The sequence below is a fragment of the Metapseudomonas resinovorans DSM 21078 genome, from assembly GCF_000423545.1.
GTDB classification, from domain to species: Bacteria; Pseudomonadota; Gammaproteobacteria; order Pseudomonadales; family Pseudomonadaceae; genus Metapseudomonas; species Metapseudomonas resinovorans.
In genome coordinates, this window is the sequence record NZ_AUIE01000037.1 from 1 (window position 1) to 13,218 (window position 13,218).

The window sequence follows — 13,218 nt, forward strand, 5'->3', positions numbered from 1 at the left end:
GCACGCTGTTGTTCCAGCCCTTGGCGGCATTCCAGTTTGCCGAGAGGTGGATGTAGCGGCGGCGCAGCAGTGCTTCTTCCTCGGCGGTCAGCGGCGTGAACGCTTCGCGCAGGGCAAAAGCCTGGAGTTTGGCGGCGATGGGCTGCAGCTCGGCGGGCAAGGCAAAGGCCTGAGTACTGGGTACCGCTCTAAATGCTACTCCGGCACGCACTGCCAACTCCCGGATGATGCGCAGGTACACCAGCGACAGTTCGCCGCGCACTTCCCGCTCACTGGCGATGGCGGCGTACACGCGCTTTTCCGCCTGGGTATCGCGTGCACGGCGTCGGGTGGGCACCGACCAGGTGACGATATCCAGCCCCTCGGGCGGCACAAAGGTCAGCCAGTGGGGTGCCTCCTGATAGAAGCGCAACTTGGTGCGCGAAAAGGCAGCACTGCGCTCGTTGGCGAGCTGATCGAGTTCAAAGCTGCTGTCTGGCTTGCTCAACAGCAGCTTCTCCCGGGCCAAGGGCAGGTAGCCGCCGCCAATATCCGAATGGCAACCGGGCAACTCGATATCCAGTGTGGCCTGGTTAAGGGAGAAGTTGTGGCGATACTCATCGCGGGCCACCAGGTGCACTATCTGGCGCGCCATGTTCGGTGCCAGTCGCAGTTCAAGTCCAGGGTTGTTCGCATCGTGCGCGCTGAAGTCGCCATCAAGGAGCGAGACAATGCCGGCCACGGTGTCAAACAGCCCAATGAAGTTGAGGACAAAATCGCTGCGATGACGCCACGCGAACCCGGTTGCGAACAGGGGCGCGCCAGCGGGCAGCGAGCGGGCCAGCAAACTGTTCGCCCCCTTGAGCAGGTCGTTGGCACAATGTCGCGCAGCAGCAGCGCCACGACTGAAACCGAACAGGTCAATCTCGATCCGACGAATCTTGGCTTGGGGATTCGTGGCTCTGAAACGATCCAACTGCTTTAGAGCCAGGGCCGGCATCTGCTCGACCCGTGCCACCACGCCGGTCTCTCCCTGGCCAGTGCCCTGGCTGTAGAGGGAGTCGCCCAGCCCGCTGCGGGTACCGATGCCTTCAATGTATACGGGGACGTAGGCCTCTTCGGGGTCTGGCGGCAGTTGTACGAGCGTATCGTCTGGATAGAGGCCATAGAGGCGCGCCACGTTGCTGGCCTCGTTGCCGTAGCTGTTGTCCGGCGTGTTGCCTTCGCCGTCAAAGCCGTAGGTGGCACAGTATTGCCGAATATCCTCACCGGCCTCCTGCGACATGCCCAGGCTGACCGCATAACAGCCCTCCGTGGCGGCACTGTTGGCCTGGTTGTTACCGGTGCCGTCGAAGAACAGCCCCAGGCGCAGCACGATGCCAGCGTCCTCCAGCTCCTCCTCTTCTTCCTCCTCTTCCAGCAGGCTGCTCCTGGTCGGTTTGGGAACGGCGCTCAAAGGCGTCGCAGCAAGCGGCGCCGCTGCCACGACAGGGGCTGAAGCGGGCCTTGTCGTGGTCTTGGCGCCACCACGATCCGATTGGTAGGTCGCCGTGAACAACGACGGCAGCAGCTTGGCCCGGCACGGGCAGCCGCTGAAACTGTCCAAGGTGCCTGCCACTGGAGCCCCATGACTGCTGATGAACGAGACGCCGCCGATGATTCGGTAGACCTTGCCATCCTTGCCGCAAGAAACCCGATCCCCCTGGCGAGCATGTGCAATGCCGAACATCATGACGCGGGTATCTGCTTCCAGCACGGTGCCACCACAGGTGGTCTTGTCGCCCAGGCGAATGAAATATCCGGTAGCCACTGAATTCCCTCTCTACGAGACACCGCACGTGGATGGTGCGGGCCTTTCCATTGACGATGGGGCACTGGCTCACCCGCAGTCGGGTGTTAAGCCAGGTGCCTAGTCCAAGGCTCTGCGGGTGGCGTGCCGCAAGTAAATAGGAAAAGTCCGAAAGATCAGGCGCAAGGTCAGAATCATCAGCGCGGTGGATCACAATCCTTCGCGTGATGGGCATCGGTCGTTCGACGCTCTACAACTATTTGACCGAGGCGAACGCAATGCCCAGCGGGCGGCATAGCGCCATCCCTTACGACGCGTTGATGCAATTGCGGCAACGGCTCGACCGTTTGCCGAAGAAAAGCCCAGAGCGAGTCGCCCAGGTGGCCGTGATCGCGGAGTTAGATGGCGTATCCACCAGCACCCTGTACCGCCAGCCCGTGCCGCTGAGCTCCGCGACAAGATGCTGGCAGCAGGGCTTCCGATTTAATGCGGGCCGAAGACCGGCTATGGACGTCAAGCCACGTGCCGCTTCGCCATCGGGGTATCCGACGGCGTTGCTGAGCAGTCCCGTGCGCGGGCACGGGCCTACTTGACGCTTTTGATGAGATTGTCGCGTAGCGCCACGATCGCCTTCTGGATCTGCTCGAACGCTTCCGGCTCCAGGCCGGTCGCCTGGCTGAGGCTCCCTTCCAGTCCTTTCTCACGCAGTGCTCGACCCTGGCTCGTCAAACTGAGTCGCACTTGACGTTCGTCCTCAGGATCTCGCTGCCGCTGAACGAGCCCCATTGCCTCCAGCTTCTTCAGGATGGGCGTGAGCGTGTTCGATTCGAGAAACAGCTTTTCACCCAGTCCGCCAACGGTCTGATTGTCTTGCTCCCACAGCGCTACGATGGTGATGAACTGCGTGTAGGTGAGCCCAAGCTGCTCGAGAACGGGTTTGTAAGCCTTTCCGAAAGCCAGGTTCGCGGAGTAGACCGCAAAGCACAGAAAGTCGGAGAGTGGTGCGGGCTTTGCGGATGCCGCCTTGTTGCTGGGTTTCATGTGTTTCTCCCTGGGACGATGGCCATTGCCCGGAAGGAGCAGGCCATAAATCGCATACGATAATATCGGAACAGCACCAACTCAATACCACACTGAGAGAACGCCCCGAGTACCTGATCGCTGGTCGGATGGTCCCTGTTTCCGTAACATTCGCCCCCCTATTTTTGTCATCCCTCGCGACCGTACCCGCCGGTCCACAGCTCAGGTACACCATGAAACCAGCCCGTCTGCGCGCCGATGTCCTGGCCGGACTCACCACGTCGTTCGCCCTCGTTCCCGAATGCATCGCTTTCGCCCTGGTCGCCCACCTCAACCCGCTGATGGGCCTGTACGGCGCCTTCATCATTTGCACCCTGACTGCGCTGTTCGGCGGTCGACCCGGGATGGTGTCCGGTGCGGCGGGGTCGATGGCGGTGGTGATCGTCGCGCTGGTGGTGGAACACGGCGTGCAGTACCTCTTGGCCACCGTTTTGCTGGGCGGGGTGATCATGATCGCGTTCGGGGTATTGCGCCTCGGCAAGCTGGTACGCATGGTGCCCTACCCGGTGATGCTCGGTTTCGTGAATGGCCTGGCGATCATCATCGCGCTGGCCCAACTGGAGCATTTCAAGACGGGGGAAGACTGGCTGGGCGGCATTCCGCTGTACCTGATGCTGGGGCTGGTGGCACTGACCATGGCCATCGTCTACCTGCTGCCGCGCCTGACCCGCGCCGTGCCGCCCGCGCTGGTGGCGATCCTTAGCGTCGGCCTTCTGGTCTACCTGCTCGGCCTGCCGACCCGCACCCTCGGCGACATGGCGCACATTGCTGGCGGCCTGCCCACGCTGGCCCTGCCGCAGGTGCCCTGGGACCTGGAAACCCTCAAGGTCATTGCGCCTTACGCCGTGCTGATGGCACTGGTGGGCCTGCTGGAAACCCTGCTGACCCTGAACCTCACCGACGAGATCACCGAGAGCCGCGGCTACCCGGACCGTGAGTGCGTGGCCCTGGGTGCGGCCAACATCGTCTCCGGCGCGTTCGGTGGCATGGGCGGTTGCGCCATGATCGGCCAGACAGTGATCAACCTCAGCTCCGGCGGCCGTGGCCGGCTCTCGGGGGTGATCGCCGGGGTGATGACCCTGCTGTTCGTGCTGTTCCTCTCGCCGCTGATCGAGCGCATTCCGCTGGCAGCACTGGTGGGCGTGATGTTCGTGGTGGCCCAGCAGACCTTCGCCTGGGGCTCGCTGCGGGTGGCGGGCAAGGTGCCACTGAACGACGTGCTGGTGATCGGCGCCGTGACCGTCATTACCGTCTTCACCGACCTGGCCACTGCCGTTCTTTGCGGCATCGTCATCGCCGCCTTGAACTTCGCCTGGCACCACGCCCGTGAACTCTATGCCGACAGCCACGTCGAAGCCGACGGCAGCAAGCTCTACCAGCTTCACGGCACGCTGTTCTTCGCGTCCACCACTCCCTTCCTCAACCAGTTCGACCCCGCCGACGACCCGCACCAGGTGACCCTGGACTGCCGCCATCTCAGCTTCGTCGATTACTCGGCCATCGCCGCGCTGAAGACCCTGCGCGAACGCTATGCCAAGGCCGGCAAACACCTGCGCGTCATACACCTGTCCGAGCGCTGCAAGAAGCTACTCAAGCGAGCCGGGGAGCAGCACTAGCCACCCCTCGTCCGAAGGGCTGGCGGGATCAGGGGCGTTCGAGGGGATTCTCGCGCGGTTCACGGGCCGGTGGATTACCACGCACGGGGGAAACGGACGGGCATCAGTGTGAGAGGCTGACGGTGAACTATGCGCGACGGGCTTGAGGAACGAACGACCGCGGATTGAACCAGGCCGTGCCCCCATATCGGCCGCAATTTGATGGGTATCGTGGCCTCCACCCATCCTACGATTGCATCCCGCCACGGTGCGCAGTTCACGCCGTCCTCCCGTCCCGCTGAAGGTCACTTGACCCTGAAGTAACTACAGGGTGTTCACTGCCGTCACCTCCCCTTGCAGGAACACCCCATGAAAACCGAACTTCACATCGCCATCGAACAGGCCTTCCAGCAGGCCTGCGACGCCCTCGCCGCCCAAGATCCGCAACGCGCCTACCCCTGGCTGGAACGCGCCCACATCCTCAGCCAACGCCTGCCGTTGCTGCATACCCGCAGCCACTGGCTGATGCTGAAGGCCGGCTGGCAGCAGGGCGATTTTCGCGAGGTGATTGGTCAGGCCTTCCGCATGCCCGCCGCCCTGCTCTTCTCGCGAATCTGGGTCCCCCTGGGTAACACCGGCCGGGCCAGAGTCAGCGCCTTCAAGCCGATGCCAATGTCCGAGGAGCTTCGCCAACTCCTGGGCTGAACAGACTTGGGGGGGCAATGTTCCGCGCCAACTGGGAGCCTGATGATTGGTGGAATATCTAACGCAGGACTCCGACGGAATACCGACGCACGTTTTCCTGACATCGACTACCGTAAAACTGTCCCCTTGCAGAGGACAATTGAAGTCGCCACGGTCGCCACCTCCCCCCGTAAGTTGACCGCACCGTGGCGGCCTTTTTTTGCCTGTTTTCCTTGTGGGGGCGAATTCAACCGCAGGGCTGCCCCTACCCTCGCTTAACCGCCTGCAGGGTGTAGCTCAGCGGCAACCGCCAACGGTCCCGCTCCAGCCGCCACTCGCCCGCCTCGTCCAGCACCATTCGGCCGGGCAGTGCTTCCCAGGGAATGCTGTCGTGCTCTTCCAGGGCGGTGAGCTGCAGGCCATACCGCAGCAGCGCTGTAACCACCTCGCCCAGGCCATGGTTCCATTCATAGGACCGGGTCGCGGTCAGTCTGGCGTCGGTTTCCACGTAGGTACTGTCGTCGTCCCATTCCATGGGCTCGGCCCGTTCGAAATAGGGGTACTCGATGACCAGCCCGTCTTCCCGCGCCTCGTTTACCGCACAAAGCATCGGGTGCCCTTCACGCATGAACAACCGACCGCCCGGTTTGAGCAAGGCAGACACCACACGCGCCCACTCGTCGATGCGCGGCAGCCAGTTGATCGCGCCGATGCCGGTGTAGACGAGATCGAACGTACCCGCCGGCAGCACCTGGTCGGCTGCGTAGACGTCGGATTCGACGAAGCCGATTTCCTTCCCGCAGCGACACGCCAGCAAGCGCGCCTGCTCAAGGGAGGCTGGGGAGAAATCGAGGCCGCTCATCCGTGCGACCAAGCGGGCAAGGGACAGCGTGTCGGTGCCGATATGACACTGCAGATGCACACCGTTCTGGCCTGTGATATCGCCCAGTCGCGGCAGGTCGAAGCGCACCACATCCGACAGGTAACCCGGATCGCTGGCAAACGCCTCGGCGGCATAGTCACGGGACGCGGCATGCAGGGGGGCACGCTCGTCCCAGTTGACCTTGTTCAGTTCGAGGTAATCACTCATGAGGCAAGACTCCGTTCTTCCCTGGAAAAGAGCGGAACGCTACCCCTGCACCGTGCAACCGTCTACCAGTTCTGCACGAACAGCTGGATGCCTGTCAGCAGCAACCCCGCCCAGGCGATGCGATAGAACCAGGCGTGATTCACCCGCCCCTGCAACCAGATACCCAGCCACACCCCGACCACCACGATGGGCGCCAGGGCGAGACTTGCGGTCAGGCTGGTGGTGGTGAACTGCCCAAGCAGCGCATAGGGCACCAGCTTGATGGCATTGGTCAGCAGGAAGAAGCAATTCACCGTGGCGACGTAGCGCACCTTGTCCATCTGCTGCGGCAACAGATACATCATGATCGGCGGACCACCCGCATGGGCGACGAAACTGGTGAAGCCTGCGATGCCCGACAGCAAAGTGCCCTTGGCCACCTTCGGTGCACTGGGCGCCTGGGCCGCGGCAGCGTTCAGCACGTTGAGCAGGAAGAAGACGATGGCGATGCCGCCGATCATCAGACCGATGAGCCGCTCGCTGAGCAGACCGAAGCTCAGGGTGCCCACCAGCACACCGAGCAATGCGCCAGGAAGCATGATCTTCAGGTTGCGCGGGTCCCATTTGCCGTAGAAGCGGCGCAGACCGGTGATATCCGCCATACAGAGAATCGGCAGCATGATCGCCGCCGCCTGGGTGGGCGGCATCATCAGGGCCAGCAGCGGCACCGCGATGCCCCCCAGAGCGCCGCCGAACCCTCCTTTGGAAATGCCCGTCAGCAGGACGGCGGGAATGCCCAGTAGAAACAACTCGGCGAATGACATCGGTAGACAGCCTGTTCAGGTGGACAAACGGACGGGGCGCCATTATGGCGGGCTTTTCGTCGAGTGCCTCCGTCCTGGGGCCCCGAAACGGGCGGTCAGCGAACACCCCGGCCCAACTGACTCATCGACGTAAGGGCAACCGTTCGTCCAGATGCAGGCACCCGCCTATTGACGCCATTTTGTTTGTGCGCAAACATTTCTCCATCGTATACGATTTAATCGAATGCGATCACAAAGCAAAACCACCACCCGGCAACCGCTCAAGCACACGAAGCAATGAGGAACTCCCCATGACCACCAAGATCGAAAAAGTCCTTTTCACTGGCAAGACCCACACCACCGTAGCCCACCGCGAAGGCGCGTCACGTAATGACCACGGCCGCCTCGACATCAAACTGTCGGCCCCCCGTGGCGGCAGCGCGAACTCGGAACTCCAGTTCGACGCAACCCTGCCCCACCCCACTGCCGAGCAACTGTTCGCCGGTGCGTGGTCGGCCTGCTACATCGCCGCTATCGGGCTCGTGGCCCAGCAGCGCAAAGTGGTGCTGCCGAAGGACCTGGCCGTCGAGATCGAAGTAGACCTGGGCATGACCGGTAACGCTTATTTCATCCAGGCTCGTTTCAACGTCAGTTTCCCGGGCGTACCGCACGAAGTCGCCGAGGCAATCGCCAAGGAAGCCCACGAGATCTGCCCGTACTCCAAAGCCACCCACGGCAACATCGACGTCGCACTGAATGTGATCGCCGATTGATGCACCGCTCGCCTAGTGCATCGCGAGCTACATAAAAGCCGCCCCGGCCTGAAAGCCGGGGCGGCTTTTTTGTTCGCGTGGCACGGTTGGCGTTGCCCGGGGCTAATTGCCCGCACGCCCCTCAGCCGCCTCGAATATCGCCAGGAGATCCAGCGCCGTGCTTTCCAGGTACTTCCCGGCCCGATAGTCCGGCTTCATGGCATCGCCACCGGCGATCACATCCTGCGGCCGTTCAATGAAACGGCCAACCAGCGTGAAGCGTTCGTCCAGCACCGCCACGAGGGGGATCTGAATGCGTTCCAGCCCAAGGCGCTCCTGCAAATCGTCCTCCGCGCGCCCCTTGGAGATCACGGCCAGATCGACGCGCGGCTGCAAGCGATGCAGGAAATCCATGACCGTGACGTTGATCTGGCAGTCCGGGCACCACATCTCACCCGCCACCAGCAGGTGGTAGCGGCCCTGCACGGCCTGCAGGCGCTGCCGGGTTGCTTCGCTGAGCGCGCCGGGTTCGGCCAGTTTGCGCTGCACCGCCTGCACGGCGGCGATTTCTGCCGGCAGACCGCGGCCGACGAACGCGTCAAAGCGTTCACCGATGGCAAAGAGTTGCTCAAAGGAGGCCATGGGGGGGTTCCTCAACTACAGAAATAAAGGTGGCATCCCAGCAGAAATACCGGGGCACGGCAAATGGGTGAGATCCGTTTGACGACGCGGGCTGTCGGCCTATCAAGAGGAGCAGGCCTTCGTTCACGGCATCGCCGCCAAGGCTCTGGTTCTGGCCGAAACCGGCCTGTGGAACCGGTGGATCAGAGCAAGCGAGGGACGACTTCGGGCAAGGCCTAATCCATCGCCAGCATCAGGAACAGTCCCACCATCAGCAGCGCCGAAGCCGCCAGGGCGGTACCGGCTCGAACGTGGTTCCAGCGCGTCCAATGCTCCACATAGTCGCGCCACGGGGCGACGGCATCGGGGCTGCCCGCGTTCAGCTTTGCCAGGGCGTTATTGCGCGGGACGTTGCACACCAGCGTGACGCCGAAATTACCCAGCAGGTACATCAGGCTGCCGACGAGCAGGAATAAGGTACCGGGTACGTCCCAATGCACGAAGGTGTAGAGCGTGAGCAGCGCGCAGGCAGCAGTCGTGCCCAGGAAGATGGCGAGGAAGACTCGGTTGAGCACCGTCTGGTTGATGGCCTGCATGGCGGCGATGCCGGCTTCCGGCGCAATGCGCGCCAGCGCCTGCATCACGAAGTTGGAGAATGCGAAGAACAGCCCGCCCATCAACCCGCAGGCAATCACGGCGAGGAAGGCGAGCACAAAGGCCAGGTCATCGATAAAGGGCATGGTCGGGTTCTCAGGGGCCGTCCAGTCAAGTCCAGGCCCCGCGCCTGTGAGGTTCAGGGGAGAAGGAAAGCAGATTTATGCTTGTTTGTGCATTCGCCTTGAGTCGATAACGACCCGCTGCGGCATGCTCGCAATCGCCGCTCAGGGCAGTCTCCTTGTCACTTTCCAGATTCCCCCACGGATCGGTCGGCAGGTATTGGCTCGCAGTACAACCGCATGCGAAGGGTTTAACGCACCGTTCGTCCCCCATCCACCTGCCTTACTACGCCCCCGTGCATTTTGGATCAGACGAGGATTCCTGCCGTCCAGTCGTCAACCGAGTTGCCGAGGACACGAGCATGGCTGAAGAAAACGAATCCAACCGGCATCTGCGTGAAGTGTGGACCTGTCTTAATCGAATGGACGAGCGATGCAGTACATATCCCAGGCCCTCACGTTGCGCGCGGGCCAATAACGTTCAGGGAGGGGGGAGTTGTACGCAGACGGGGCATTCGGGGGGCACGACCACCACGAGCCCTGCGCCACTTGCACGAAGGTCTGGAGCGCCTGCAACGAGCCGTGGACAAGCTGACGACGAAAGGCCGGGATTAGGCTGGCTATGTCTGCATTACGTGTTGCAGGCAGCTCCTACAAGGCTCTTGACCCGATGGTAAATCTCTCGCAACAGCTAGCGCAGACCTAGCGAATAGGCTCAGCGCGCCACTTTGCAGGTCATTTCAGTGCCATACCAGGTCACCTTGGCTTCGCCCTGGTGCTCCCAGAAATCCATGCCGTCGGTGCTGTAGTGGGCACCGCTGGCGGCGGGGTGGCTGATGGCGATGGTCTGGTCGTTGCCGTAGGTGAACACCGCTGCAGTGGGCTCGAGGTTGTTATAGAACGCAGCGGTGAAGGGTTTGCTGTTATCCCCGCAGATGAATTCCACGGCCTTGGGCGCCATCACCGAGCCGGACTGGATCTGCAGCTCCACCAGACGCGTCTGGTAGCTCAGGGTCAGGCACTGGTTCTGATCGTCCGCCTTCCAGCACTCATCGCGACCCTTGAGCCAGCCGCGCTGTTCGGCACGCAGTCGCTTCTGGGTCGCCGCGTCGGTCGCGGCCAGGGTTTTCTTGTAGACATCCGAAAGTTGGCGGTCCAGAAGGCTCAGGTCAGCGCTCTTGCATACCTGCTGCTCGACGCCCTGGGCCTTGGCGCAGTCGAAGGATGGGCCGGAGTCGGCCATGGCCAATGGGCTGGTGGCGCTGAGCGCCAATAGAAGTCCTTTTGCGGGAATCATTTCGGCCTCCAAGCCTGTGGTGGGGACGATTGCCAAGTAAAGCCCAGAGCGCCCGAAATATCCTCCCGGTAAAGGGATTACGGATCCTCCAAGTGTCGGGGAGTCAGGTCATCGTCCCCGGACAGATCAGGCTGCCCGATGAGGAAGAGGCTTTGCGCGTTCGATCCTGGCCCGGCGGTCAGGCGAGTTGAGTGCTTCCCACAGATCATTGCGACGCTGCAGGTTCAGCCAGAAATCGGCCGAGTTGCCGAAGACCCGGGACAACATCAACGCCGTGTCCGCCGTGATGGCGCGGCGGTTGTTACAGAGTTCGTTGACGAGCTTGCGCTGAACACCCATGGCCTCTGCCAGTTGACCCTGGGTAATGCCCATGGGCTCGAGGAACTCTTCGGTGAGCATCTCGCCGACGCTCACCGGCTTACGTTCGGTAATGATCATGCTTCACCTCATCGGTAGGAGTGATTGTCGAGGTACACCCCCGACGCTTCGCCTTTGTCCCCATCCCACTCGAACACCAATCGCCACTGCTGATTGACGCGAATGGAATGCAGCCCCTTCAACTTGCCCACTAGCTTCTCGAAGTGATTGCTCGGTGGAATGCGCAGGTCACTGTCAGTCGTGGCATCGTCCAGCAGCTGTAGCTTTCGAAACAGCCGGTTGCTGATATCGGCTGGAATCTGTTTAGCGTGTTCGTCACGAACGAAGAACGCTTCCAGCCATGCCTCCCTGAAGCTTTTGATCATGAGTCAAATTCTTAGGATTTGTGCCACTGTACCGCACAAGGGTACACCGCGACTACGGCCAAAGGGTGTGATCGCCCTCTCCAGCACAGGCCTCAATGCGGATGCAGCAACAGCGCGAACAACTCGGCATGGCCGCTGACGTTGAGTTTGTTGTAGAGGTTGCGCCTGTGCACTTTCACCGTCTCGGGTGAAATCCCCATGCGCTGGGCAATGGCCTTGCTGGAAAAGCCCTGGAGAATCAACCGCGCGGTATCCATCTCGCGCTCGGTCAGGCGCGCGTCGAATCGACCCAGGATGGAGGCCAGGTCGCTGGCCATCTCTTCGTTCGCCGGCCCCTCCGGAGGCATGATCTGCACGTGCCTGCGCATGGCCGCCAGCACCCAATCACGCACGCAGAGCAAGCGCCCATGTTCGTGGTCGGCGAAGGCTTGCTCGCGTCCCAGCGAGAGGCTGAGCACGGCATCGTCCAGGTTGCAGATGAACTGCAGCTCGCCGCCACCGACCACGGCGCGGAAGTAGCTCAGGTAGTACTCGCTTTGCAGGAACTGGTCAGGTGCAACGGATTCAAGGCGGTGCAGGCCATCAGCGATGCCGTTGCATGCGGCCAGGTAGAAGGGGTCGAGCAGGTAGCGGCCGGCGCAGTAATCGGCCAGGTCCTCGCGCTCGTCCAGCCCGCCGCGGAACTCGAAGTCGGCCAGCAATTGCGGCACCCGGCCCGGGCGCATCAGTGCCACCAGCGCGTTGTCCACGGGAACCAGCAGCCGCAGCGTATCCACCAGGCTGCGCCAGAAGCCTTCCTGCCCCAGGCTGCCAAACATGCGCGCCAGCCCCTGGTGCACCGGCAGTTCTCTCAACAAGGCTTCCACGCTCTACCCCTTTCGCATAACCCGTGATGGGAATGTCCAGCAACGCCTCAGACCTCTAGCCTCGGAACCCTCGACCACCAAGGGCCTGCCAGGGGCCAGGAGTGCCGCATCATGCTTCGTCACCGCTCGTACCTCAACCTCGGATTCGGCGCCTGCCTGTCGGCGTGGCTGTCGACCGCCGCAGCCGACGCGCCCACCGTCCACGTGTACAACTGGTACGACTACATCGGCCAGACCACCCTGGCGGACTTCAAGCGCGACACCGGTATACAGCCCGTGTACGACACCTTCGACAGTGCCGAGATGCTGGAAGGCAAATTGCTCACCGGTGGCAGCGGCTACGACGTGGTGGTGGCCAGCAACTTCAGCCTGCCAACCCTCATTCAGGCCGGCGTACTGGAGCCCCTGGACCCGTCCCGGCTGCCCAACTTCAAGCACATGGATCAGGACCTGCTGGCCAAGCTGGCCGTCAACGATCCCGGCAATCGCTACGCCGTGCCTTACCTCTGGGGCACCAACGGCATCGGCTACAACGTCGACAAGGTCCGCGCCGTGCTGGGCGACCAGGCCCCGGTGAACTCCTGGGACCTGCTGTTCAAGGAGGAGAACCTGGCCAAGCTGAGCCAATGTGGCGTGGCGATGCTCGATTCGCCTTCCGAAGTACTGCCCATCGTCCTGCACTACCTGGGGCTGCCGCCCAACAGCACCAACCCCGACGACTACAAGAAAGCCGAGGCCTTGCTGCTCAAGCTGCGCCCCCATATCGCCTACTTCAACTCATCGAAGTTCATCAGCGACCTGGCCAACGGCAACATCTGCGTAGCCCTGGGCTGGTCCGGCGGCATGCTGGAAGCCAGGACCAACGCCGAACAGGCCGCGAACGGCGTGAAGATCGAATACAGCCTGCCGACCGAAGGCGCGCCCGTGTGGTTCGACACCCTGGTGCTGCTCAAGCAATCGCCGCACCCCGATCAGGGCCTGGCGTTCATCGACTACCTGATGCGGCCGGAAGTCATCGCACCGATCTCCGATTTTCTCAGCTACCCCAACGGCAATCGCAACGCCACGCCGATGGTCGCCGAAGCCACCCGCAACGACCCCAGCGTTTATCCGCCAGCCGAGGCCATGGCCAGGCTGTTCACCCTGGAGCCACTGCCCAAGAAAGCCGAGCGCGTGCGCACACGCGTCTGGAGCAAGGTGAAGAGTGGCCAGTGATTCAACCCT

Annotated in this window: 14 protein-coding genes and 1 pseudogene; 5 read left to right on the forward strand and 10 right to left on the reverse strand. The window is 62.3% G+C overall.

The genetic code is table 11. The annotated features are described in order from the left end of the window. A partial coding sequence (locus G559_RS29175; protein ID WP_036997683.1) for a PAAR domain-containing protein occupies positions 1 to 1,789 on the reverse strand: 1,789 nt, incomplete at its 3' end. A 257-nt stretch (positions 1,790 to 2,046) separates the two neighbouring features. Between G559_RS29175 and G559_RS31180 the strand changes: the two are divergent. Beyond that, positions 2,047 to 2,199: pseudogene (locus G559_RS31180) on the forward strand (helix-turn-helix domain-containing protein); the annotation flags it as partial. 154 nt (positions 2,200 to 2,353) lie between these two features. Here the strand turns inward: G559_RS31180 and G559_RS0121225 are convergent. Further along, a complete protein-coding gene (locus G559_RS0121225) occupies positions 2,354 to 2,809 on the reverse strand; it encodes a MarR family winged helix-turn-helix transcriptional regulator (RefSeq protein WP_028630172.1) in 456 nt (151 codons plus the stop codon). A gap of 212 nt (positions 2,810 to 3,021) precedes the next feature. On the opposite strand from G559_RS0121225, the gene G559_RS0121230 reads away from it, so the two are divergent. Then, entirely contained in the window at positions 3,022 to 4,464 is a 1,443-nt protein-coding gene (locus tag G559_RS0121230) for a SulP family inorganic anion transporter (protein WP_028630173.1), read from the forward strand. Between the two features lie 348 nt (positions 4,465 to 4,812). Continuing rightward, positions 4,813 to 5,148 (forward strand): DUF3703 domain-containing protein, encoded by a 336-nt coding sequence (locus G559_RS0121235; protein ID WP_028630174.1) that lies wholly within the window; start codon positions 4,813 to 4,815, stop codon positions 5,146 to 5,148. Positions 5,149 to 5,392: 244 nt separating this feature from the next. Here G559_RS0121235 and G559_RS0121240 read toward each other — a convergent pair whose 3' ends face one another. Beyond that, entirely contained in the window at positions 5,393 to 6,217 is an 825-nt protein-coding gene (locus G559_RS0121240; RefSeq protein WP_028630175.1) for a class I SAM-dependent methyltransferase, read from the reverse strand. Positions 6,218 to 6,279: 62 nt separating this feature from the next. Next, complete coding sequence (locus G559_RS0121245) at positions 6,280 to 7,020, reverse strand: sulfite exporter TauE/SafE family protein (protein WP_028630176.1); 741 nt, start codon at positions 7,018 to 7,020, stop codon at positions 6,280 to 6,282. Between the two features lie 290 nt (positions 7,021 to 7,310). On the opposite strand from G559_RS0121245, the gene G559_RS0121250 reads away from it, so the two are divergent. After that, positions 7,311 to 7,772 (forward strand): Ohr family peroxiredoxin, encoded by a 462-nt coding sequence (locus G559_RS0121250; protein ID WP_028630177.1) that lies wholly within the window; start codon positions 7,311 to 7,313, stop codon positions 7,770 to 7,772. A 102-nt stretch (positions 7,773 to 7,874) separates the two neighbouring features. On the opposite strand, the gene G559_RS0121255 is transcribed toward G559_RS0121250, so the two are convergent. The 6 genes from G559_RS0121255 to G559_RS0121280 all read right to left on the reverse strand — a co-directional run bounded on the left by G559_RS0121255 (position 7,875) and on the right by G559_RS0121280 (position 11,994). Continuing rightward, positions 7,875 to 8,393 carry a thioredoxin family protein gene (locus tag G559_RS0121255; protein WP_028630178.1) on the reverse strand — a complete coding sequence of 173 codons (519 nt, stop codon included), beginning with the start codon at positions 8,391 to 8,393 and terminating at the stop codon, positions 7,875 to 7,877. A gap of 215 nt (positions 8,394 to 8,608) precedes the next feature. Beyond that, the gene (locus G559_RS0121260) at positions 8,609 to 9,112 is read right to left on the reverse strand and encodes an anthrone oxygenase family protein (protein WP_028630179.1); all 504 of its coding nucleotides are present in this window, start codon (positions 9,110 to 9,112) and stop codon (positions 8,609 to 8,611) included. 691 nt (positions 9,113 to 9,803) lie between these two features. Beyond that, positions 9,804 to 10,385 (reverse strand): MliC family protein, encoded by a 582-nt coding sequence (locus G559_RS0121265; RefSeq protein ID WP_028630180.1) that lies wholly within the window; start codon positions 10,383 to 10,385, stop codon positions 9,804 to 9,806. Positions 10,386 to 10,511: 126 nt separating this feature from the next. Further along, the gene (locus G559_RS0121270) at positions 10,512 to 10,823 is read right to left on the reverse strand and encodes a HigA family addiction module antitoxin (protein ID WP_028630181.1); all 312 of its coding nucleotides are present in this window, start codon (positions 10,821 to 10,823) and stop codon (positions 10,512 to 10,514) included. A gap of 8 nt (positions 10,824 to 10,831) precedes the next feature. Continuing rightward, a complete protein-coding gene (locus G559_RS0121275) occupies positions 10,832 to 11,128 on the reverse strand; it encodes a type II toxin-antitoxin system RelE/ParE family toxin (RefSeq protein ID WP_028630182.1) in 297 nt (98 codons plus the stop codon). A 92-nt stretch (positions 11,129 to 11,220) separates the two neighbouring features. Continuing rightward, positions 11,221 to 11,994 (reverse strand): helix-turn-helix transcriptional regulator, encoded by a 774-nt coding sequence (locus G559_RS0121280; protein WP_028630183.1) that lies wholly within the window; start codon positions 11,992 to 11,994, stop codon positions 11,221 to 11,223. A gap of 111 nt (positions 11,995 to 12,105) precedes the next feature. Here G559_RS0121280 and G559_RS0121285 point away from each other — a divergent pair, with 111 nt between their 5' ends. Then, positions 12,106 to 13,209, forward strand: a complete 1,104-nt coding sequence (locus tag G559_RS0121285; protein ID WP_028630184.1) for a polyamine ABC transporter substrate-binding protein — start codon at positions 12,106 to 12,108, stop codon at positions 13,207 to 13,209. Positions 13,210 to 13,218 lie beyond the last annotated feature (9 nt).

Excerpts from the sequence above, each read along its gene's own strand:
- G559_RS0121285 (WP_028630184.1), top strand. The coding sequence starts at position 12,106 with ATGCTTCGTCACCGCTCGTACCTCAACCTCGGATTCGGCGCCTGCCTG.
- G559_RS0121265 (WP_028630180.1), bottom strand. The coding sequence starts at position 10,385 with ATGATTCCCGCAAAAGGACTTCTATTGGCGCTCAGCGCCACCAGCCCA.
- G559_RS0121275 (WP_028630182.1), bottom strand. The coding sequence starts at position 11,128 with ATGATCAAAAGCTTCAGGGAGGCATGGCTGGAAGCGTTCTTCGTTCGT.
- G559_RS0121225 (WP_028630172.1), bottom strand. The coding sequence starts at position 2,809 with ATGAAACCCAGCAACAAGGCGGCATCCGCAAAGCCCGCACCACTCTCC.
- G559_RS0121240 (WP_028630175.1), bottom strand. The coding sequence starts at position 6,217 with ATGAGTGATTACCTCGAACTGAACAAGGTCAACTGGGACGAGCGTGCC.
- G559_RS0121235 (WP_028630174.1), top strand. The coding sequence starts at position 4,813 with ATGAAAACCGAACTTCACATCGCCATCGAACAGGCCTTCCAGCAGGCC.
- G559_RS0121245 (WP_028630176.1), bottom strand. The coding sequence starts at position 7,020 with ATGTCATTCGCCGAGTTGTTTCTACTGGGCATTCCCGCCGTCCTGCTG.
- G559_RS0121230 (WP_028630173.1), top strand. The coding sequence starts at position 3,022 with ATGAAACCAGCCCGTCTGCGCGCCGATGTCCTGGCCGGACTCACCACG.
- G559_RS0121260 (WP_028630179.1), bottom strand. The coding sequence starts at position 9,112 with ATGCCCTTTATCGATGACCTGGCCTTTGTGCTCGCCTTCCTCGCCGTG.
- G559_RS0121250 (WP_028630177.1), top strand. The coding sequence starts at position 7,311 with ATGACCACCAAGATCGAAAAAGTCCTTTTCACTGGCAAGACCCACACC.
- G559_RS0121270 (WP_028630181.1), bottom strand. The coding sequence starts at position 10,823 with ATGATCATTACCGAACGTAAGCCGGTGAGCGTCGGCGAGATGCTCACC.
- G559_RS0121255 (WP_028630178.1), bottom strand. The coding sequence starts at position 8,393 with ATGGCCTCCTTTGAGCAACTCTTTGCCATCGGTGAACGCTTTGACGCG.